The sequence below is a fragment of the Actinoplanes sp. NPDC048967 genome (genome assembly GCF_040649415.1).
In the GTDB taxonomy this organism is placed as follows: domain Bacteria; phylum Actinomycetota; class Actinomycetes; order Mycobacteriales; family Micromonosporaceae; genus Actinoplanes.
This window is the reverse complement of the sequence record NZ_JBEZFL010000001.1, coordinates 1387417-1406893: the sequence shown is the minus strand read 5'-3', so window position 1 is coordinate 1406893 and position 19477 is coordinate 1387417. Positions and strand designations below refer to the sequence as shown.

Genomic DNA, 19477 nt, shown 5'->3' with positions numbered 1-19477 from the left:
GGGTCAGAGGGTCAGCACGATCTTGCCGCGGGCGTGGCCGGTCTCGCTCAGCTCGTGGGCGGCGACGGCGTCCTTGAGCGGGAACGCGGCGGCGAGGGGCACGGTGAACCGGCCCTGCTCGGCCAGGGCGGCCGCCGCCGCCAGCCCGTGCAGCGCCTGCGGATCCGCGCCGGGACCGCCCGAGCTGGACAGGTGGACCCCGTACGCCGCCGCGTTCAGGTCGGCCACCGTGACCACCCGGTCCGGGCTCCCGGCCAGGTCGACCAGGTCGGGCAGCGAGCCCGAGCCGGCGCAGTCCAGCACGGCGTCCACCGTGCCGACGCGGTCGCGCAGGCCCGGCCCGTACGTGGTCGGCGCCGCCCCCAGACCGGCGATGAAGTCGTGGTTGCGGGTGCTCGCCGTGCCGATGACCGTGGCGCCGCGGGCCACCGCGAGCTGCACGGCGACCGAGCCCACGCCCCCGGCCGCCCCCTCGACCAGCAGGGTCAGGCCGGGGCCGGCGCCCAGCCGGTCGAGGACCCGGGTGGCGGTCTCGACGTTGGCGGCCGCGCCACCGGCCTGCTCCCAGCTCAGCGCGTCCGGCTTGGCCGCCCAGCCGGTCAGGACGGCGTACTCGGCGTTCCCGCCGCCGAGCCGGGCCACGTCGACGACGCCGAAGACCGCGTCACCCGGCCGGACCCCGGTCACCCCCGCGCCGACCTCGTCGACCACTCCGGCGGCGTCGGCGCCGAGCACGTGCGGGAAGGTCAGGGGCAGCCAGTCACGGAACCGGCCGGACCGCAGGTACCAGTCGGCCGGCGTGACCCCCGACGCCTTCACGGCGATCCGGACGTGGCCTGCCCCGGCGTGCGGCTCCGGTGCCTCGGCGACGCGCAGGACGTCGGCCGGGCCGTACTCGTTGAACTGCAGAGCTCTCATGGGCCGGACGCTAGCGGAGCACCCCGTCCACTTAGCTAAAGTGAGACGCATGCCGGAACGGTTGCCTCACACCCTGCGCTCCGACGCCCGGGACAACCGCGAGCGGATCCTCTCGGTCGCCCGCAGCACGTTCGCCGATGCGGGCCTGGACGTGTCGATGCGCGAGATCGCCCGCCGCGCCGAGGTCGGGCCGGCCACCCTCTACCGGCGTTTCCCGACCAAGGAAGCGCTGGTCACCGAGGCCTTCACCGAGCAGATGAACGCCTGCACGGTCGCCGTGGAGGAGGGCCTGGCCGACCCGGACCCGTGGCGCGGCTTCTGCCACCTGATCGAGACGGTGTGTGCCCTGCACGCCCGCGACCGGGGTTTCACCGCGGCGTTCATGTCGTCGTTCCCGCACGCGATCGACTTCACCGCGGCCCGCGAACGGGCGCTGCGCTCCGTCACCGAGCTGGCCCGCCGGGCCAAGGCCGCCGGCAAACTCCGCCCCGACTTCGTCGTCGACGACCTGGTGCTGATCCTCATGGCCAACAGCGGCATCCGGGCCTCCTCACCGGCCGCCGCGGCCGCCGCGTCCCGCCGCCTCGCCGCGCTGCTGATCCAGGGCTTCTCCGCCGAACCGGGCCCGCGGCCCCTGCCCCCGGCGGTCCGCCTGCCGCTCATGCCCGTGGCGTGATCCCGTGACGGCATCGGCCCGGACCGCGCTCGCCGTCCCGGGAGCGCGGCCGGCGGCCGCGTGGTCGCTGCTGGGCCGCTTCGGGTTCGCGATGAACAACCTGAGCCTGCTGCTCCACGTCGCGGCCCGGACGGACTCCTACGCCGTCGCGGGGACGATCTCGGCGGCCGGCCTGATCGGCACGGCGGCGGGCATCATCGCGCAGAGCCGGCTGCTCGACCGGTACGGGACCACCCGCACCCTGCTGACCTGCACCGTCCCGTACGCGGTGCTGAGCGTCGCCGTGCTCGTCGCGATCGACGCGGGCCTGGCCACCCTGCCGCTGGCCCTCCTCGTCGCCGTGCAGTGCGTGATGCTGCCGACCGTGCAGGTCGCCTCCCGCGCGATGTGGAGCCATCTCGTCCCGGCCGGTCCGGTCCGCGACGCCGCCTACAGCTACGAGGCGATCAGCTTCGAGATGTGCTGGCTGCTCGGTCCCGCGGTCGCGGCCGTGCTCGCCACCTGGCTGTGGCCCGGATCGGCCCTGCTGATCTCCGTCACGCTGAGCACGGTTCCCGCTGTCGGCTTCGCACTCACGGCGGCGGCCCGCTCGCACCGCGGTGCGACCGCGCCCGAGACCTCGGCGGCGGCAGCCCGTTCCGCTGAAGGCCGGCGGAAGGCGGGTCTGGCCGTCCTGCTCGTCGCCACCTGCGCCTTCGGCCTGACCATCGGCTTCGTCGTGGTCGGGGTCACGGCCGGCACCCGGGCCAACGGCGTGCCGCAGCTGGCCGGGGTGCTGCTGGGCCTGTGGTCGATCACGTCCGTGCTCAGCGGGGTGGTCTACCAGCGTGCGCCCTGGCCGCGGCCGCTGCCGGTCCGCCTGCCGGTGCTGATGGCCGCGTTCGGGCTCTTCCTGGTGTTGCCGGCTGTCGTCGGCGACATCCCGGCGCTGACGGTTGGCGTCGTGCTGGCCGGAGCGACCCTCGTGCCGCAGGTCACCGCGCACAACACCCTGCTCGACGGGCTGGTGCCGCCGCGCCGGCTGTCCGAGGCCTTCGGCTGGATCACCACGGCCATCTTCGCGGCCAACGCGGGTGGCCAGGCCCTGGGCGGGTTCGTGATCGAGCGGTACGGCTACCAGGCCGGCTTCCGTACCGCGGCGGCGTGCGGGGTCGGCCTGGCCGCGGTGGTGTGGTTCGGCCGCCGCCACCTGCTGCCCGATCCGGTCAGCGAGTCGCGCCGTAGCGGTGGGCGAGGGCGGTGACGGTCGAGGCCATGGCCCGGCGCAGTTCCGCCGGCCCGGTCACTTCCACCTCGGCGCCGAGACGCAGCAGTTCCTGGCAGGCGTGCCGGACGTTCTCGGTCGGGATCGTCGCCGCCACCCAGCCGTCCGCGTCCGGCTCGCCCGCGGACCCGGCGACCGCTCGTACCACCGCCGGGTCGAGCAGGTCGGGCAGCCGGGCCAGGCCGTCGGCGGACAGCCGGATCGTCGCGGTGCCGGTGAACCGCCGGGCCTCGAACTCGGCGAGGTAGGCCGCCCAGTGTGTCGCCAGGTCGAAGCCGGCCGGCCGCTCGAAGCGTTCGGTGGTGACGGCGACCTCCCGCAACTGGGCGACCCGGTAGGTGGCGGCCCGGGCGGCGTCCCCGGTGGCTGCCACGAGATACCAGGTGCCGGACTTGAGGACCAGCCCGTACGGCCGCAGCCGCCGCTGGACCTCCTGCGGCGCCCGCCACCGCCGGTAGCCCACGTCGACGGCGAGCTGCGCCACGACCGCGTCCATGAGCAGCGTCAGGAACGGCTGGGCCTGCGCCTCGTGATACCAGCCGGGGGCGTCCAGGTGGAACACCGCGGCCGTACGGGCGGCCTGGTCACGCAGCTCGGCCGGCAACGCGGCGAGCAGCTTCAGCCGGGCCGCCGCCACCTCCTCGGCCAGCCCCAGGTCAGCCGCCGGGGCCGGCAACCCGGCCAGGAACAGCGCCCGCGCCTCGCCGCCGCTGAGCCCGGTCAGCCGGGTCCGGTAACCCTCGACCAGCCGGTAACCGCCGTGCTGGCCGGTCTCGGCGTACAGCGGCACCCCCGCCGCCTGCAGCCGGGCCAGGTCGCGGTACGCCGTGCGTACGGAGATCTCCAGCTCCGCCGCGAGCTGGCCGGCGGACAGCCGCCCGCGGGTCTGCAGCAGCAACAGCATCGACAACAGGCGACCGGCAGGCATGCGCTGATCATGCCGCTCAACCCTGACAGGTACTGACACAGCCCGGTCATACGGTCTCGGCATGACACACGACGGCACCACCGACTTCGACTTCCTGATGGGCCGCTGGACGGTGCACCACCACAAGCTGGCCGACGTCACCGATCGGGACTGCACCGACTGGATCGACTTCGAGGGCCTGGGGGAGGCCCGGCCGGTGCTGGCCGGCACCGGCAACGTCGACACCGTCACGGCGACGCTGCCCGACGGGCGTTCGTTCGAGGGCCTGACGCTGCGCCTGTACGACCCCGGGGCCGACCTGTGGCGCATCTGGTGGTCGTCGACGACCAACCCGGGCCGGCTGGACCCGCCGGTCGAGGGCCGCTTCCGGGACGGCCGGGGCGTCTTCCTGGGCGAGGACGAGATCGGCGGCAAGCCGGCGCTGGTCCGCTTCCTGTGGTCGGCGATGACTCCTTCGTCGGCGCGCTGGGAGCAGGAGTTCTCCTTCGACGGCGGCCGCACCTGGGACCCGGTCAACTGGATCATGACCTTCACCCGTCGCGACGGCTGATTCTCCTCAAGGACGGGGCGCGGGGGCCGATGGTGCTCTCACCTGTGACGTGCCCGCCACGGGGTTCCCCTCCCCCCGGAGCAGTCCCATGTCGAATCGGTCCCGGCGCCCCGGCACCAAGGCTGCCGCCACGGCGGCAGCCACCCTGACCGTCCTGTCCTCGGCCCTCGGCGCACTGCCCGCCGCCGCGGCGGACCCGGCCGCCCCGGGTACGTCCTCGATCATCGTCGGGGTCCGGCCCGGGGCGAGCACGACCGCGGTGGTGGGTCAGCTGGACGCCCGGCCGGGCATCGAGGTGCTGGAGTCCGACCCGATCGGCCGGCTGGCCGCGGCCGACGTCACGGTCCCGGCCGCCGACCTGAGCGCGGCCCTGCAGCAGCTGCGCAGCAACCCGAGCGTGGCCTACGCCGAACTGAACCACCAGGTGCGGATGACCGACGTCACGCCGAACGATCCGGCCTTCGTCGACCAGTGGGGGGCCACGCGGACCGCCCAGCCGGCCGCCTGGTCGCGTTCCACCGGCAGCGGGATCACCGTCGCCGTCGTCGACTCCGGGGTCAGCCCGATCTCCGAGCTGGCGGGCCGGCTGCTGCCCGGCTACGACTTCGTCAGCGACGACAGCGACGCCACCGACGTCAACGGCCACGGCACCAAGGCGGCGAGCGTCATCGCGGCCAAGGGCAACAACGCCACCGGTATCGCGGGGGTGTGCTGGGACTGCAAGATCCTGCCCGTACGCGTCCTGGACGGGAACGGCTCCGGCTACGACGACGACGTCGCCGCCGGCATCACCTACGCCGCCGACCGGGGCGCGCAGGTCATCAACCTGTCCCTGGGCGGGCCCAGTTACAGCCAGCTGACCGAGAACGCCGTCAACTACGCCGTCGCGAAGGGCGCCGTCGTCATCGCCTCGGCCGGCAACTCCGGGGTCAGCGCCCGCAGCTACCCGGCCGGGCACCCCAACGCCATCGCCGTCGCCGGCTCGACCAGCGCCGACGGCCGGTACAGCTGGTCCAACTACGGCACCGTGGCCGACCCCTGGGTGGATGTCGCGGCCCCGGGCAGCAACATCGCCCAGGGCATGAACGGCAGCCTCTCCTGGTACGACGGCACCAGCTCGGCCGGTCCGGTCGTCGCCGGTATCGCCGCGCTGGCCCGGGCCGCGGCCCCGGCCGCCACCGTGGCGCAGATCCGCGCGGCGATCGAGAGCGGGGCCGACCCGGTGGGCACGTGGGTCGCCAAGGGCCGGGTCAACGCCGGCGCCACCCTGGCCGCGCTGTCCGGCACTCCCGCCACCCCGAACCCGGTCCCGAACCCCCCGGCCACCCCGGCCGGTCCGGTCATCACCGGCCTCGGTCTCACCGCCGGGCAGCTGGTCCGCGGCACCGTGACGTTCACGCCGTCGATCACCTCGGCCACCGCCCTGGCCAAGGTGCAGCTGCGCACCCAGACCGGCACCAAGGAGGCCACCACCAACCTCGCGCTGACCGGCACCCGGCAGGTCTCCTGGAAGACGACCGGCTTCACCGGCCCGGCCACCCTGACGCTGACGGTCACCGACACCGCCGGCCGTACCGCCACCGCGCAGGTCAAGGTCACCGTCGACAACACCGCACCGGCCGCCACGGTCACCAGCCCGGCCGCCGGCGCGACGGTCACCCGGACCGTCCCGGTGACCATCAGCACCGCCGCCACCGACGTGGTGAAGGTGGAGCTGCTGGTCAAGAACGCGATCGTCGCCACCGCCACCACCGCCCCCTGGGCGCTGACCTGGGACAGTGCCGGGGCCAACGCCGGCGTGAGCCTCACCGTGCGGGTCACGGACGCCGCCGGCAACATCACCACGGTCACCCGCGCCGTCGTCGCCGACAACGCCGGACCGGCGCTGAGCTGGCGGACACCGGCGGCGGACGCCGTCATCGGCGGGACGCTCAAGGTGGAGGCGGGCGCCACCGACGTCTCCGGGGTGACGAAGGTCGAGCTGCTGCGCGGCGACACGGTGCTGGCCACCGACACCACCGCGCCGTACTCCTTCGCCTGGAACACCGCCGGTGCCGCCGGCCGGACCGCCCTGGTCCTGCGGGCCACCGACAAGCTGGGCTACGTCTCCACCGCCGCGCGCACGGTCGTCGTCGACAACAAGGTCCCGGTCGTGACCTCGGTCAGCCCGGCCGCCGCGACCTCGGTCACCGGCACGCTGACGACCAGCCTGACCGCCACCGACGAGCAGGGCGTGGCCGCCATCGACCTGCTCGTCAACGGCAAGCGGGCGACCGGCGTGCGGAGCCGTACGACGCTGCTCTTCTCGTTCCCGGCCGGCCGGCTCACCGGCACCCCGACGCTGACCTGGACGGTCACCGACAAGGCGGGCAACGTCACCACCGTCACCCGCACCGTCAGCATCGCCAAGGCGGCCGGCCAGAAGTAGGGAACCCCGGGCCGCCCGGGAACGGGCGGTCCCGGTGCTCTGGCAGGATCGACGGGTGGAAGACCGCAGGACCGCCGCCGTGCTGCTGGTGTTCGGGCGCGGTGTCATCGGCGCCGGCGAGCACTACACGCTCACGCCCGCCAGCGCCGCCCGCGTCCAGGCCGCCGCGGACTACGCGGTCGCGCACCCCGGGGTCTCCCGCATCGTCTTCACCGGCGGCTGGGCGGAAGCCACCGAGGGGGCAGGACAACCCCCGGCCGGCTGGCGGGAGGGCGACCTGATGCTGCGCGAGGCCCGGACGGCCGGCCTCGACCGGTACGCGGACCTGCGCGCCGAGACCCGTTCCCGCAGCACCCTGGAGAACCTGGTGCACACCGTCGAGGACGGGCTGCTCGCCGGGTACGCGTTCGACGCCGTACACCCGCTCGGTCTGGTCTCGCACCGCGAGCACCTGCCGCGGATCCGCCTGCTCGCCGCCAAGGTCCTCACCCTGCCCGCGCGGGCGCTGCTGGACGTGCCCGCCACCGGGGGAGAGACGCCGTTGCCGTGGCGGTCCGAGCGGGCCGCCCGGGTCATCGCCCGCCTCGGCTTCCTCGGCACCCGCGACCCGGCCGCCCTGCTGCGCCGCGAACGCAAGATGGTCGCCTCGCTGCGCCGCGCCGAGCGCCTGTTACGAAACCCACCGAAGGAATTACGCCGGACCCGCGACGGGCGGGGCCCGGCTGGGTAAGGAGGGGGTGCCACCGGACCACGGACGGGCCGGCGACACCACCGAGGAGAACCACGTGCACGACGAGAACCGGTCCATGGTCGTTCTCCTGCCGGTCTACCAGCCGAGCCACCACCTGCCCACCCTGATGACCGAGCTGGGCCGGGCCGCCCCGCGGTGCCACTTCGTCATCGTCGACGACGGCAGCGGCCCGGCCGCCGCCGAAGTGCTGCGCCAGGCGGAGAACCTCGGCGGCACGGTCCTGCGTCACCCGCGCAACCAGGGCAAGGGCGTCGCCCTCAAGACCGGTTTCCGGTACGCGGCGCAGCAGCATCCCGGCCTCGACGTCGTCTGCGCGGACGCCGACGGCCAGCACGGCGTCACGGACATCGTGCGGGTCGCCGACCGCGTCGCGGCGACCGGTCACACCGTGCTGGGGGTCCGCCGCTTCGCCGACGACGTCCCGTTGCGCAGCAAGGTCGGCAACACGGTCACGCAGGCACTGTTCCGGGCGGCCACCGGCCGAGGCGTGCAGGACACCCAGACCGGGCTGCGGGCGTACCCGTCGGCTCTGCTCGACTGGCTCGGCACGGTCCCCGGCGAGCGCTTCGAGTACGAGATGAACGTCCTGCTCGAGGCCGCCCGGACGGGGCACCGGATCGAGGAGGTCGTGATCACCACGACCTACCTCGACGACAACGCGTCCTCGCACTTCAGCGCGCTGAGCGACTCGGCCCGCATCTACTGGCCGCTGCTGCGCTACGCGGCGGCCGCCCTGCTGACGCCGGCCCGGGCGACCCGCTGACCGCCCGGCCCCGGCCCCGGCTCAGCACCAGGTCAGGGTGGAGTTCGACCGGGTGACGTTGCTGATGGTGTTGTTCGTGCCGGTGCACGGGCTCCACCGGATGTTGGTGTTGCTGACGCTGAGGTTCTGGAACCGGATGTTCGACGACGGCGGGAAGTCGGTGCGCGAGGAGATCCGTACCTCGCCACCGCCGCTGATCGTCCCGGACACGCCGGCCAGCACCACGTTGTAGCAGTTCTCGATCAGCACCGAGTTGTTGCCGGTGTTGGCGATGTCGACCCGGTCGATGACCGCGCCGCCGCTCTCCGAGACGCAGAAGACGCCCCGGCCGCCGCCGCGCGCCTTGACGGTCCCGACGCGGATGTTGGTGTTGTAACTGCTGCCGATCCGGCCGTTGCGGTTGGCCATCCGGAACGCGGCGTAGCCGGTGCCGGCGCCCGCGTTCTCCGCGTCGACGGTGCCGACGGTGGCGTTGACCGTCTGGTTGAGCAGCAGCCCGGACTCACCGACGTTGCGCGCGGTGACGGTGCCGATGGTGATGCCGTCGACCCCGTAGGTCTCCACGGCGTGCGAGCTGGCCCCGGAGACGTAGGCGCTGTCGATCCGGATGTTCCGCGACGGCACGCTCTTGTCACCGTAGTTGTCGATGCGTACACCCAGGCCGCTGGACAGTCGCATGTCGATCTGCCCGAGGATCAGGTTGTCCACGCTGCGCATGAAGATGCCGTACAGCGGGGCGCCGGTGACGTTGAGATGGGCCACCTCGACGTCGCGGGTGCCCCGGGAGTAGATCGGGGCCTGGTCGCCGGAGCCGGTACCGGTCACGTTGATCGTGCCGCACACGTCCAGCAGCGTGTAGCTGGGCAGCGAGATGCGGGAGTTGGCGCTGATCGAGCCGGAGCCGCGGACCAGCACGTTCTGCTTGGCCGTCCGGCTGGGCAGGCTGCTGATCGCGGCCTGCACCGCCGCGCGCATGTCGGTGCCGGTGTAGACGGTGCTGCTGCCCCGGCGCGCGGTCCAGGTGCTGCCGCTGAGCGTCGCCTCGGCTTGGTACGACAGGGCGCCGCAGGCGGCGGCCGAGGCCGGGGAGAGGCCGACGGCGACGCCGGCACCGGAGAGCACCAGCGTGGTGGCGGCCAGCAGGCTGGTTCGCCGGCGCCGGCGCGACGGGGTCTTCGGGCTTGGGGAGGTCATGACTGCTCCAAAATCTCGGCTGACGAGCTGACCGCCGTGCGCCCTCACGGCTGTGTCGCGATGCCTCCGGTAAGCGCTTTCCATACACGGGCATCGATGTGAAGGAGATGTTAACGGTCACCCCTCCGGTGTCAAGGCCGGCCGGACCGTGACCGGCGGCACCCAGCGGCGTTGAACCATCGCGGAGCGGTGTTCCGCAGGGCCGGCGGGGGTACGGGGTTGAGCGGGGAACAGCTTGTCGAGCCCGTGGTCTACGGTCTTCACGTGCCTGAACAGCCAGTCTCAGAGTCGGCCGACGCCGCGCCGGAAGCCGGCGTTCCCGTCGAGGCCGAGGCCGACTCCGGCAAGTTCACGGTCCGGCTGACCAACTTCACCGGACCGTTCGACCTGCTGCTGCAGCTCATCGGCAAGCACAAACTCGACGTCACCGAGATCGCGCTGCACCAGGTCACCGACGACTTCATCGCCTACATCCGGGCCATGGGCGACAACTGGGACCTGGGCGAGACCAGCGAGTTCCTGCTGGTCGCGGCGACTCTGCTGGACCTGAAGGCGGCCCGGCTGCTGCCCTCGGCCGAGGTGGAGGACGAGGACGACCTGGCCCTGCTGGAAGCCGGCGACCTGCTCTTCGCCCGCCTCCTGCAGTACAAGGCGTACAAGGAAGCCGCGGCCGTGATCGCGGATCTGGAGGGCGTCGGCACCAGACGCTGGCCGCGTGCGGTCTCCCTGGAGCCCCGGTACGCGGAGGCGCTGCCCGACCTGGTCCTCGGCATCGGGCCGGAACGCCTGCTGAAGATGGCCCTGAAGCAGTTCCTGCCCAAACCGGGACCGCCCGAGGTGTCGATCGCGCACATCCACCAGGTCCGGGTCAGCGTCCGCGAACACGCGACCCTGATCCGCGACCGCCTCCGCCGCGCGGGCAGCGCGACGTTCAGCCTGCTGATCGCCGACTGCGAGAACACGCTCGAGGTGGTGGCCCGCTTCCTGGCGTTGCTGGAGCTGTACCGCGAAGGGCTGATCGATTTCGAGCAGCCGGTGTCACTGGAGGAGATGACGGTCCGCTGGATCGGCGGCGACCAGGTCGAGGGCGACCTGGACATCGACGACTACGAGGGCACCCCGCCGGAGCCGGACACCGCGGCGATGGAGCTGGACGAGGAGGACGCCCACTCCGTGCCGGGGGCGATGGCCGCGGTAGCGGAGGACGAGGGCGACGACGCCGACGACGCTGATCTCGACGACTTCGACATCCCGGAGATCACCGAATACCCCGGCTCCGCCGCTGATTCCGCCGACGACCGCACCGCAGACCGTGTTTCGACCGACGAGGAACAGTCATGAGCGACGAGCGTCCCGAGTCCCTTGCCGCGCAGGCCGCCTCCTGGGTGCCGCCCTGGGAACGGGCCCCGCGGCCGCCCGACCGGGACTTCGAGGCCAGGGTCCGGGCCGGGGAGAACGACGACGAGGAGCTCACCGAGTCGAATCTCACGGATGACGACGACGACTTCGATCCCGCTTTCGAGGGGGCGAACCCGTCGCCCGGTGACGGGGTGCCGGCCGAGTTGCCGCCGTTCCCGGAGGAGGCCGGTGGGCCGCCGACCGTGGACGCTCCCCGGGAGATGCCCGGCGACGAGGAGCGCGAGCCGACCGACGTCGGTGTCGGGCCGGAGCTGCCGCTGCCGGGTGCGATCGAGGAGGCCGCTGAGCACGAGATCGGCAACGCCCCGCTGGTCGACGCGCCGCTCGACGGTGACGACGCCGGGGACGTCTTCGACGTGGCCGCCGATGATGACGTCGGGGACGACGCGGAGGTCGACCTGCCGTTCACCGAGGAGGTGCCCGGCCCGGAGGAGGACGACGAACCGCCCGCCGGCGAGCAGCCTCAGGAATCCGCGTCGACCACCGGGGCGCTGACGGCCGACGACGAGCCGGTGGCGCCCGGGGGCGGGTTGGTGCCCGCGGATGCGGCCGATCGGGGGGCCGCCGATGTCGAGGCCGCGGTGACCGCCGGGGCCGTCGCGAGTCAGCCTGTGGCCCGGGCGCGGCCGAGTTCCGGGATTCCCGCGCAGGGACGTGGCAGCAAGGGGGGCGCCGCTGCTTCTGTGGCGTCGTCGACCCGTACCGGAGAAGAAGCGGAACCCCTTCCGCCGATGGACGATGCCGAGTTGCGGGCGGCGCTGGAAGCCATTCTGCTCGTGGTTGATGAGCCGGTCGCCGAGATGCAGCTCGCGCAGATCGTGGAGCAGCCGACCGAGCGGGTCGCGGGCATGTTGGAGGACATCTCGGCGCGGTACACCGCGGCCGGGCACGGGTTCGACCTGCGGCGGGCCGCGGGTGGCTGGCGTCTCTACACGCGGCCGGAATACGCGGCCTACGTTGAGCGGTTCGTACTGGATGGCCAGTCGGTGCGGCTCACCCAGGCCGCGCTGGAAACGCTCGCTGTAGTCGCTTACAAGCAGCCCGTCACCAGGTCGCGCATCTCGGCCATCCGCGGTGTGAACTGTGATGGCGTCATGCGTACGCTTACCACTCGCGGCCTCATCGAGGAATGCGGCACTGAGGGCGAGACCGGGGCATTCCTGTACCGCACCACGGCGCTGTTCCTGGAGAAGCTCGGCCTCAACTCGGTCGACCAGCTTCCGCCGCTGGCCCCGTTCCTACCCGACGATGTGGAAGAAGTGCTCGATGCCTCAGGCTGATCCGGACAGCTCCGTGCGGCTGCAGAAGATTCTCGCCACCGCGGGAGTCGGATCCCGGCGCGCGTCCGAAGATCTGATCTTCCGGGGGCGCGTCACCGTGAACGGCAAGGTCGCCAAGCTCGGCGACAAGGTCGACCCGGCCAAGGTGGAGATCCGGGTGGACGGCGCGCGGATCATCACGGACACCAAGCTGGTCTACCTGGCCATGAACAAGCCTCGCGGCGTGGTCTCGAGCATGGACGACGAGAAGGGCCGCAACGAGCTCGCCGACTTCCTCGGCACGTTCGAGCAGCGCATCTTCCACGTCGGCCGGCTCGACGCCGACAGCGAGGGCCTGCTGCTGCTCACCAACGACGGCGGGCTCGCCCACAAGCTGATGCACCCGTCGTACGGGATCGCCAAGACCTACCTCGCCGAGGTCGCCGGCCCGCTGCCGCGCAACGTCGGCCGCCGCCTGCAGTCCGGCGTCGAGCTCGAGGACGGCCCGGCCAAGGTCGACACGTTCAAGCTGATCGACGCGATCGGCAAGACCGCGCAGATCGAGATCACCCTGCACGAGGGCCGCAAGCACATCGTGCGCCGGATGATGGACGAGGTCGGGCACCCGGTGTCGCGCCTGATCCGTACGGCGGTCGGCCCGATCCGGCTCGGCGACATGCGCCCGGGCGGCTTCCGCCGGCTGTCGAACGCCGAGGTGAGCGCCCTCTTCAAGGCCGTCGGCGACTGAGCCGGGCGCGCCCGGCACAATAGGTAGTTGTCCGTCTGATGTCCTGGAGGTAGCGGTGGAGCGAGCAGTGCGGCCCGAACGATGCGTGGTGGCCGTCGACGGTCCCTCGGGATCGGGCAAATCCACCGTTTCCCGGCGGCTCGCCACCGCGATCGACGGCATCTACCTGGACACCGGCGCGATGTACCGGGCGATCACCTGGGCGGTGCTGCAGGCCGGCGTCGACCTGCAGGACCCGGACGCGATCGCCAAGATCTCCCAGGAGACCACCCTCTCCGTCGGCACCGATCCGGTGTCCCCGCACTTCCGGGCGAACGGCACCGACGTCGACGCGGCGATCCGCGGGCCCGAGGTCACCGGCGCGGTGTCGGCCGTGGCGGCCGTCCCAGCGGTACGCCGTCAGCTGGTGCGCCTCCAGCAGGAGATCATCACCGCCGCCCCCCGCATCGTCGTCGAGGGCCGCGACATCGCCACCGTCGTCGCCCCGGACGCCGACCTCAAGGTCTACCTGACCGCGTCGGCCGCCGCGCGCGCCCAGCGCCGCAGCGCGGAGGACGCCACCGATGTGGCGGCCACCGAGGCCGACCTGAACCGCCGCGACAAGCTCGACTCGAGCCGCGCGGTCGACCCGCTGCGCCAGGCCGACGACGCCGTCACGCTCGACACCACGGGCATGGGCATCGACGAGGTCGTGGCCACGCTCCTGAGCATGCTCAACAGCAAGGTGAGTTCGTGAGTGACTTTTCTTCCGAGGTCTCGGCCTTGGAATCCGCACTGCACCAATCCATGGCGGAGGAAGGCCCCGTACCGGTCGTCGCCGTCGTCGGCCGGCCCAACGTCGGCAAATCGACCCTGGTCAACCGGATCATCGGCCGCCGCCAGGCGGTGGTCGAGGACAAGCCGGGCGTGACCCGCGACCGCGTGCCGTACGACGCGCAGTGGAGCGGCCGCCGCTTCACCGTGGTCGACACCGGCGGCTGGGAACCGGACGCCCGCGACCGCGCGGCCGCGATCGCCGCCCAGGCCGAGATCGCCGTCCAGACCGCCGACGTGGTCATCTTCGTGGTCGACGCCATGGTCGGCGCCACGGACGTCGACGAGAAGGCCGTCCGGATGCTGCGCCGCAGCCACAAGCCGGTCATCCTGGTCGCCAACAAGGCGGACAACCAGAACATCGAGAACGACACGGTGTCCCTGTGGGGCCTGGGGCTGGGCGAGCCGTTCCCGCTGTCCGCCCTGCACGGCCGCAACGCGGGCGACCTGCTCGACAAGATCCTGGCCGCGATGCCCCCGGCCCCGGCGATCATCGAGAACGCCCCCCGGGGCCCGCGCCGCGTGGCCCTGGTCGGCCGCCCGAACGTCGGCAAGTCGTCCCTGCTGAACCGCCTGGCCCGCGAAGAGCGCGCGGTCGTGGACTCGGTGGCCGGCACCACGGTCGACCCGGTCGACAGCCTGGTGGAGATGGACGGCGAGGTGTGGCAGTTCGTCGACACCGCCGGCCTCCGCAAGCGGGTCAACCAGGCGTCGGGCACGGAGTACTACGCGTCGTTGCGGACCGCCGGAGCGGTCGAAGCCGCCGAGGTCGGCGTCGTCCTGCTGGACGCGTCGGAGGTCATCAGCGAGCAGGACCAGCGGGTGCTCACGCAGGTGGTCGAGGCCGGACGCGCACTGGTGATCGCCTTCAACAAGTGGGACCTGGTCGACGCCGACCGCCGGATCTTCCTGGACAAGGAGATCGACCGCGAGCTGAAGCGCATCCCGTGGGCGATCAAGGTGAACATCTCAGCGAAGACGGGTCGCGCGGTCGACAAGCTGGCCCCGGCATTGCGCAAGGCCCTGGACGGCTGGGAGAAGCGCATCCCGACCGGGGCTCTGAACCAGTGGCTGACGGCCCTGACTCAGGCGACTCCGCACCCCGTCCGAGGCGGACGGGCCCCGCGGATCATGTTCGCAACGCAGGCCGGGGTGGCGCCGCCTCGGTTCGTGCTCTTCACGACAGGGCCGTTGGATGCCGGGTACCAGCGGTTCATCGAGCGGAAGCTGCGGGAGGAGTTCGGGTTCGAGGGGTCACCGATCGAGGTGTCGGTGAAGCCGCGGAAGAAGTTGGGGCCTGGCGGGCGGGGCAAGGCCCACGGGTAGGTCGCTCCGTCCTCGGCATGCCGGTGTTAAGTCGGTCGGGGGGCTGGGGTAGGGTTGTCGTGTTGCCGCGCACTGGGGTTCCGGGGCGTGGCATCGGGCTGTAGCGCAGCTTGGTAGCGCACTTGACTGGGGGTCAAGGGGTCGCAGGTTCAAATCCTGTCAGCCCGACACAGGTCAGAGGGCATATCCCATTGATGGATATGCCCTCTTCTCGTTCCCGGGTGACTAACTGGGTGACTACGCCCCGTGGGTGTCGTCTGAGCCGAAGATCCGGTCCATGGCGACGGCTCCGTTGAGCAGGACCGGCCGGAGCTGGTGGCGGTAGACGCTCTCGGTGATGGACGTGCCGGAGTGCCCGCACAGGTCGGCGATCTCTTCGAGGCTCACGCTGTTGTCGGACAGCAGCGACACGAAGCTGTGCCGCAGTTCGACCCTGGCGTTCGTATTGGTGGGTGAGGACTTGGACGCAGCGGGCGGGTAGCGCGAGAGACCGGCGTGATTTGCGGGTCTTGGTGTCGCCGTCGGCGCGTACGGAGCGCCAGACGTGGACCGAGGGCGGGATCGGCGGATCGTTGTCGGTCGCCCTTCGAGGTCGACGTGTGCCCAGGTGAGGGCGCGAAGCTCCTCGGTGCGGGCACCGGTCATCAAAGAGAGCACGACATGAGCGTGCAGGGTGCTGTGCTCGGCAGCGGCGAGCAGCGCCTTGGCTTGGTCGAATGTCAGAGACTTTGACGTGCGGCCGGCTAACCCCTGCGGCACAGCGCACAGGCTGACGACGTTGCGCATGACCTTGTCGCGGGCCATGGCCCGGTTGACGGAGCGGTTGAGGATCGAATACAGAAGGCGCAGGGCACGCGTGCTGAGAGCCTTCGATTTGGTGGCTAGCCACCGGTCGATGTCGTTGGCGGTGAGGTCGCGCAGTTTCCGGGCACCAAGGTCCGGTGCGATGTGGGTGCGCGACAACACGGTGTAGTTACCGACGGTGTTCGCGGACTTGCCGCTCAGCCCGTAGGCCAACCGCCTTACTCAAGGGTGACGTCGACCTCGCAAGTGCGTACGGCACCTGTGCGCTGGAGTCGACCAACGGTTCGACCTCGCATCGGTCGCATCAGCAGCTGGTCGACCTCCGGGATCGTCTCAAGCCCCACGCGAAGCTAGCGTCCGTAGCCGACGTTCATGAGCGGAATCGACCGCTCCTGGCGAGCTGGTCGACTGGATCCCGGCACATGGCGGATGGCCGGATGGCCTCATGTTCGTCTTCGACGGAGATCGTTTGACCGGCGAGGAAGCCGCGAGCTTGAAACATACGGATGACGAGCTGGTTGGCCTGAAACTCTTGACGTACGAGCAAGCGCAACCGTTGCTGCGACCATCGATGGCCCGTCGGATCGACTCGGCGATCGGTGCGCTTACTGACGACGGTCCGCGCTACCTGGAGTTCGGACGCTCCTGATCAATCATCAACCCGCATCCGGCAAGCGGGAGCGCAGCCGCAGGGGGTCGGCGTCGGCCGACGATGTCGGGCTCCACTTGATGCATGACGCCTCTGGCTAGAGCTGGCGGCCGACGAGGCGTAGCGAATGAGGTTGCGGACGCGAGGATCATGAGGACCGTGACCGACATAGATGAACTCGTGGCGCAGGCTGAGGATGACCCAGGCGTCGTCGGCCTGGTGCTGACCGGCTCGCAGGCCCGAGGGCTGGCCACCCGGCACTCGGACATCGATCTGTGCGTGGTCGTCAGCGAGCGCAGTGGGTCGCGATGGCAGGGCCGGCGCACCGCCCAGGTCGACGAGTTCATCCGTACTGCCGACGAACTGGCCGACACCTCCGACATCTGGCAGCGCTACGCGTTCCGCGGCGCCCGGGTACTCCTCGACCGGCTGGACGGCGCCATCACACACCTGGTCGACCGTCAGGCTGCTCCCACAGAGGAGGAAGCGCACAGGTGGGCCCGCGACGGCCTCGATGGCTACGTCAACTTCCTCTACCGGGCCGCCAAGAGCCGTCGTGACGGTGACCTTACGGCCGCCGCCCTGGACACCGCTGAAAGCGTTTCCTGGCTGACGACCACCATCTTCGCCTTGCACGGGCGGTTGCGCCCGTACAACAAGTACCTGCGTTGGGAACTGACGACCTACCCACTCGATGAGCCGTGGAATGCCGCCACATTGCCGCAGCGACTGCTGCATGACCCGGCGGGGCTCTTTCCCGACATCGAGCGGCTGGCTCGCGAACGCGGTCTCACCGACGTGCTCGACGCCTGGGGCGACGACCTACAGCTGCTGCGGTGAGCGTCGACGGGCAATGTTGTAACGCATCATGTGGCGCCAACCTGTTTGAGTCTACGCGGCCAGCGCTGAATGTTTCGTACTGCCTCTCGATGCTGGGCGGCCTGGCGGGTCTCCATGCCCATCCGCGCCAGCAGCGCGTCCAGGAAGCCCCGGGACGGGCACACGTTGACGATCGACCTCGAACCGAGTGACAAGCTCACCGATCTGTCCGTACGGGCGGCCGGCAGGCGCGCCCATCTCCTCTCAGAGTTGTTCTGCCAAGCCGGCGCTGTGCGCACACGGCCGATGAGCCTGGCCAGGATGGGCTGCCTCCGGCCGGCGCCCCGGCCGTGACGATAACCATTACAGTCGCATTCGTGAGCGCAGATCAGGGTCTTGTCCGGGTGTCCGATTCGTTCGGCGTACGCCGTACCCGAGCCGGATCGATCCTCGCGGATGACGGGACGAACTATCGGGTCAAGTGGGATGACACCGATGAGGAAGAGTCTGTCCCACGGGGCGCCGGCGTTCACGTCGCGACGAGGGGTTCGCTGCGTTTCCTGGCTCTGTCCGATTCCCGGCTGTTCCACGCCGTCTTCGCCCAAGAGCCCCTCGCGGTGGTTCTCCACCTGTTGGCCGAGTCATCGGGCCCGCTGAAGGTGCGAGAGATCCGGGAGCGTCTGGCCGAGCTCGGTCTCCGGAACGAGACCTGGGCCCGGCACGGACCCCGCGCGCTGGCGGTTCTGCCCAAGTGGCCAGATGTCGTCCGACGGCAGAAGGGCGACACTCTGGCCTACGCCTGGGTGGGGGACGACCTTCCCGAACTCCCGTCAGAGGCCGAGCCTGAACCGGAGCCGGCACCTACGCCCGCGCCTGTGTCGAAGCCCGCTCCTTCTCCGACCAAGCCGATCGCGGCTGCGACACCGGCCGAACCGGCGGTGCCGTCCGCCGAGCGCCTTCGGCGCCAGATGAGCGCCGCGCGGAGCCTCGGCGAGGTCGCTCGCCTGCTCACGCTCCCGAGAGAGTTCGTGGCTGAGTTGTCACCGGAGGTGGTCGCCTCCGCGCTCCGCCGGGTCGCCGCTGAGGATCGGCTGGTCGCGGGCTGGCTCGACGCCCTGACCGCCTCAGGACCGATCGGTGCGCTGACCGAGGAACTGGCGACGGCCCGGGCGGCGAACGCCGCACTCCAGAGCCGGGTCGATGAGCTGGAGGAGTGGTGGACGGCCCTTGAGCAGAGCACCGATCCGGGCGCCGCAATCCGTCAACCGGGTAGCTGAGAGGCTTTCGGTGCGCCGACTCGGAAGTGCGCAGGTAGGGCAATCCGCACCGCCTTGTACCTTCCCTCGCTGGAACACGCCGCTTCTGTGCCCCGCTGGCGGGACACGGAGGAATCTTCAGCCTCTTGGCCTCACGTAACGGCTCGCTTGCGCGGTCTGTCGTACTTTGAAGCGCCTGTCGGCGCTGAGCTTCGCGAGGAGGTCAGCGACCGCGGTGTCGTTCATGGCGTGTTGCCGTGCCGCGGCGTCTGCGAGGACGAACCGCACTCGGAAGCTCTTGTCCGCCGCCAGCGCGTTCAGAGTGGTCGCGTATCGCTGAGGCTGTCGTACGCACATGGTTGCGCTCAGTTGTCGGACATTGACGTGCGGATGGGTGGCAAGCAGGACGGGATCAAGATCTTCGGTGATCGTATCGGGCAGGTGCCGCAGGACTCGGGCTGCGCGTTCCACCTCGCTCTCTTCGTCGCTACGGAGAAGTTCCAGAGCTTGGTCTCTTACCCATCTGCGGTCTGTGTCGTCGCAGACGGAGGCTCTCGCCAGCCGAAGCCCGTGGCCGCGCGGGTTGCAGAGCCAAATGAGGTGCGGACGGAGCTGAGCGGGTGGGGGCGCTGCCGTCCTGGTCGCCGGTGGCGAACGGTTGGCTACGGGAGAAGACGGTTGCGCGGATCTTATGGTCGGCGTCCTGGACGAGGTTGGTGACTGCGATCAGAGCCATAGGTGCCGGGGGAGGGGTCGTGGCCCTCGTTTACCCCTCGAAAAGACTCGACAAGTGATGCAAGCGCCCCTGGGCGCCTAGCTAGAGTTTATGCAGCTGGACGCGCGTTGGTGATAAGCGATGAAAACCCGGAGGTCGTGCGACTCAGTACAAGGGGTCGCAGGTTCAAATCCTGT

General features: G+C 71.0%; 18 protein-coding genes, 1 tRNA gene and 1 pseudogene. 15 read left to right on the top strand and 5 right to left on the bottom strand.

What is annotated here, in order from left to right; translation table 11 throughout:
- Positions 1-3: 3 nt before the first annotated feature.
- The gene (locus AB0C12_RS06425) at positions 4-918 is read right to left on the bottom strand and encodes an NADP-dependent oxidoreductase (RefSeq protein WP_360544797.1); all 915 of its coding nucleotides are present in this window, start codon (positions 916-918) and stop codon (positions 4-6) included.
- 49 nt (positions 919-967) lie between these two features.
- Between AB0C12_RS06425 and AB0C12_RS06420 the strand changes: the two genes are divergently transcribed.
- Both AB0C12_RS06420 and AB0C12_RS06415 read left to right on the top strand, forming a co-directional pair.
- Entirely contained in the window at positions 968-1594 is a 627-nt protein-coding gene (locus tag AB0C12_RS06420) for a helix-turn-helix domain-containing protein (protein ID WP_360544795.1), read from the top strand.
- 4 nt (positions 1595-1598) lie between these two features.
- Entirely contained in the window at positions 1599-2837 is a 1239-nt protein-coding gene (locus AB0C12_RS06415) for an MFS transporter (RefSeq protein ID WP_360544793.1), read from the top strand.
- On the opposite strand, the gene AB0C12_RS06410 is transcribed toward AB0C12_RS06415, so the two are convergent.
- The gene (locus AB0C12_RS06410; protein ID WP_360544791.1) at positions 2800-3786 is read right to left on the bottom strand and encodes a transcriptional regulator; all 987 of its coding nucleotides are present in this window, start codon (positions 3784-3786) and stop codon (positions 2800-2802) included. The two genes, AB0C12_RS06415 and AB0C12_RS06410, sit on opposite strands and share 38 nt — an antisense overlap.
- A 61-nt stretch (positions 3787-3847) precedes the next feature.
- On the opposite strand from AB0C12_RS06410, the gene AB0C12_RS06405 reads away from it, so the two are divergent.
- The 4 genes from AB0C12_RS06405 (at position 3848) to AB0C12_RS06390 (ending at position 8278) form a co-directional block, all read left to right on the top strand.
- Positions 3848-4336, top strand: coding sequence for a hypothetical protein (locus tag AB0C12_RS06405; RefSeq protein ID WP_360544789.1), 489 nt, complete (start codon positions 3848-3850; stop codon positions 4334-4336).
- A gap of 88 nt (positions 4337-4424) precedes the next feature.
- On the top strand, positions 4425-6764 hold the full coding sequence (locus AB0C12_RS06400; RefSeq protein WP_360544787.1) for a S8 family serine peptidase: 2340 nt from the start codon (positions 4425-4427) through the stop codon (positions 6762-6764).
- A gap of 55 nt (positions 6765-6819) precedes the next feature.
- Positions 6820-7494, top strand: a complete 675-nt coding sequence (locus AB0C12_RS06395) for an ElyC/SanA/YdcF family protein (RefSeq protein WP_360544785.1) — start codon at positions 6820-6822, stop codon at positions 7492-7494.
- Between the two features lie 7 nt (positions 7495-7501).
- Positions 7502-8278 (top strand): glycosyltransferase family 2 protein, encoded by a 777-nt coding sequence (locus tag AB0C12_RS06390; RefSeq protein ID WP_360544783.1) that lies wholly within the window; start codon positions 7502-7504, stop codon positions 8276-8278.
- Between the two features lie 21 nt (positions 8279-8299).
- On the opposite strand, the gene AB0C12_RS06385 is transcribed toward AB0C12_RS06390, so the two are convergent.
- The gene (locus AB0C12_RS06385) at positions 8300-9472 is read right to left on the bottom strand and encodes a hypothetical protein (protein ID WP_360544781.1); all 1173 of its coding nucleotides are present in this window, start codon (positions 9470-9472) and stop codon (positions 8300-8302) included.
- A gap of 246 nt (positions 9473-9718) precedes the next feature.
- On the opposite strand from AB0C12_RS06385, the gene AB0C12_RS06380 reads away from it, so the two are divergent.
- From AB0C12_RS06380 to AB0C12_RS06355, 6 genes are all read left to right on the top strand, one after another.
- Entirely contained in the window at positions 9719-10813 is a 1095-nt protein-coding gene (locus AB0C12_RS06380) for a segregation/condensation protein A (protein ID WP_360544779.1), read from the top strand.
- 476 nt (positions 10814-11289) lie between these two features.
- Positions 11290-12171: an SMC-Scp complex subunit ScpB gene (gene scpB, locus AB0C12_RS06375; RefSeq protein ID WP_360544952.1), complete on the top strand. Its 882-nt coding sequence runs from the start codon at positions 11290-11292 to the stop codon at positions 12169-12171.
- Positions 12158-12898, top strand: a complete 741-nt coding sequence (locus AB0C12_RS06370) for a pseudouridine synthase (RefSeq protein ID WP_360544777.1) — start codon at positions 12158-12160, stop codon at positions 12896-12898. The genes scpB and AB0C12_RS06370 overlap by 14 nt, the downstream gene beginning before the upstream one ends.
- Before the next feature lie 55 nt (positions 12899-12953).
- On the top strand, positions 12954-13634 hold the full coding sequence (gene cmk / locus AB0C12_RS06365) for a (d)CMP kinase (protein ID WP_360544775.1): 681 nt from the start codon (positions 12954-12956) through the stop codon (positions 13632-13634).
- The gene (gene der / locus AB0C12_RS06360; RefSeq protein WP_360544773.1) at positions 13631-15037 is read left to right on the top strand and encodes a ribosome biogenesis GTPase Der; all 1407 of its coding nucleotides are present in this window, start codon (positions 13631-13633) and stop codon (positions 15035-15037) included. Before cmk ends, der begins: the two co-directional genes overlap by 4 nt.
- A gap of 94 nt (positions 15038-15131) precedes the next feature.
- Positions 15132-15205: transfer RNA gene (locus AB0C12_RS06355), tRNA-Pro, on the top strand.
- 69 nt (positions 15206-15274) lie between these two features.
- Here AB0C12_RS06355 and AB0C12_RS06350 read toward each other — a convergent pair.
- A pseudogene (locus tag AB0C12_RS06350) lies at positions 15275-16054 on the bottom strand (site-specific integrase); the annotation flags it as partial.
- 232 nt (positions 16055-16286) lie between these two features.
- Here AB0C12_RS06350 and AB0C12_RS06345 point away from each other — a divergent pair.
- The 3 genes from AB0C12_RS06345 to AB0C12_RS06335 all read left to right on the top strand — a co-directional run bounded on the left by AB0C12_RS06345 (position 16287) and on the right by AB0C12_RS06335 (position 18586).
- Positions 16287-16490 (top strand): hypothetical protein, encoded by a 204-nt coding sequence (locus AB0C12_RS06345; protein WP_360544771.1) that lies wholly within the window; start codon positions 16287-16289, stop codon positions 16488-16490.
- Between the two features lie 150 nt (positions 16491-16640).
- Positions 16641-17330, top strand: coding sequence for a nucleotidyltransferase domain-containing protein (locus AB0C12_RS06340; RefSeq protein WP_360544769.1), 690 nt, complete (start codon positions 16641-16643; stop codon positions 17328-17330).
- A gap of 356 nt (positions 17331-17686) precedes the next feature.
- Entirely contained in the window at positions 17687-18586 is a 900-nt protein-coding gene (locus AB0C12_RS06335; protein WP_360544767.1) for a hypothetical protein, read from the top strand.
- Positions 18587-18703: 117 nt separating this feature from the next.
- Here the strand turns inward: AB0C12_RS06335 and AB0C12_RS06330 are convergent, their stop codons facing one another.
- Positions 18704-19036, bottom strand: coding sequence for a hypothetical protein (locus AB0C12_RS06330; RefSeq protein WP_360544765.1), 333 nt, complete (start codon positions 19034-19036; stop codon positions 18704-18706).
- Positions 19037-19477 lie beyond the last annotated feature (441 nt).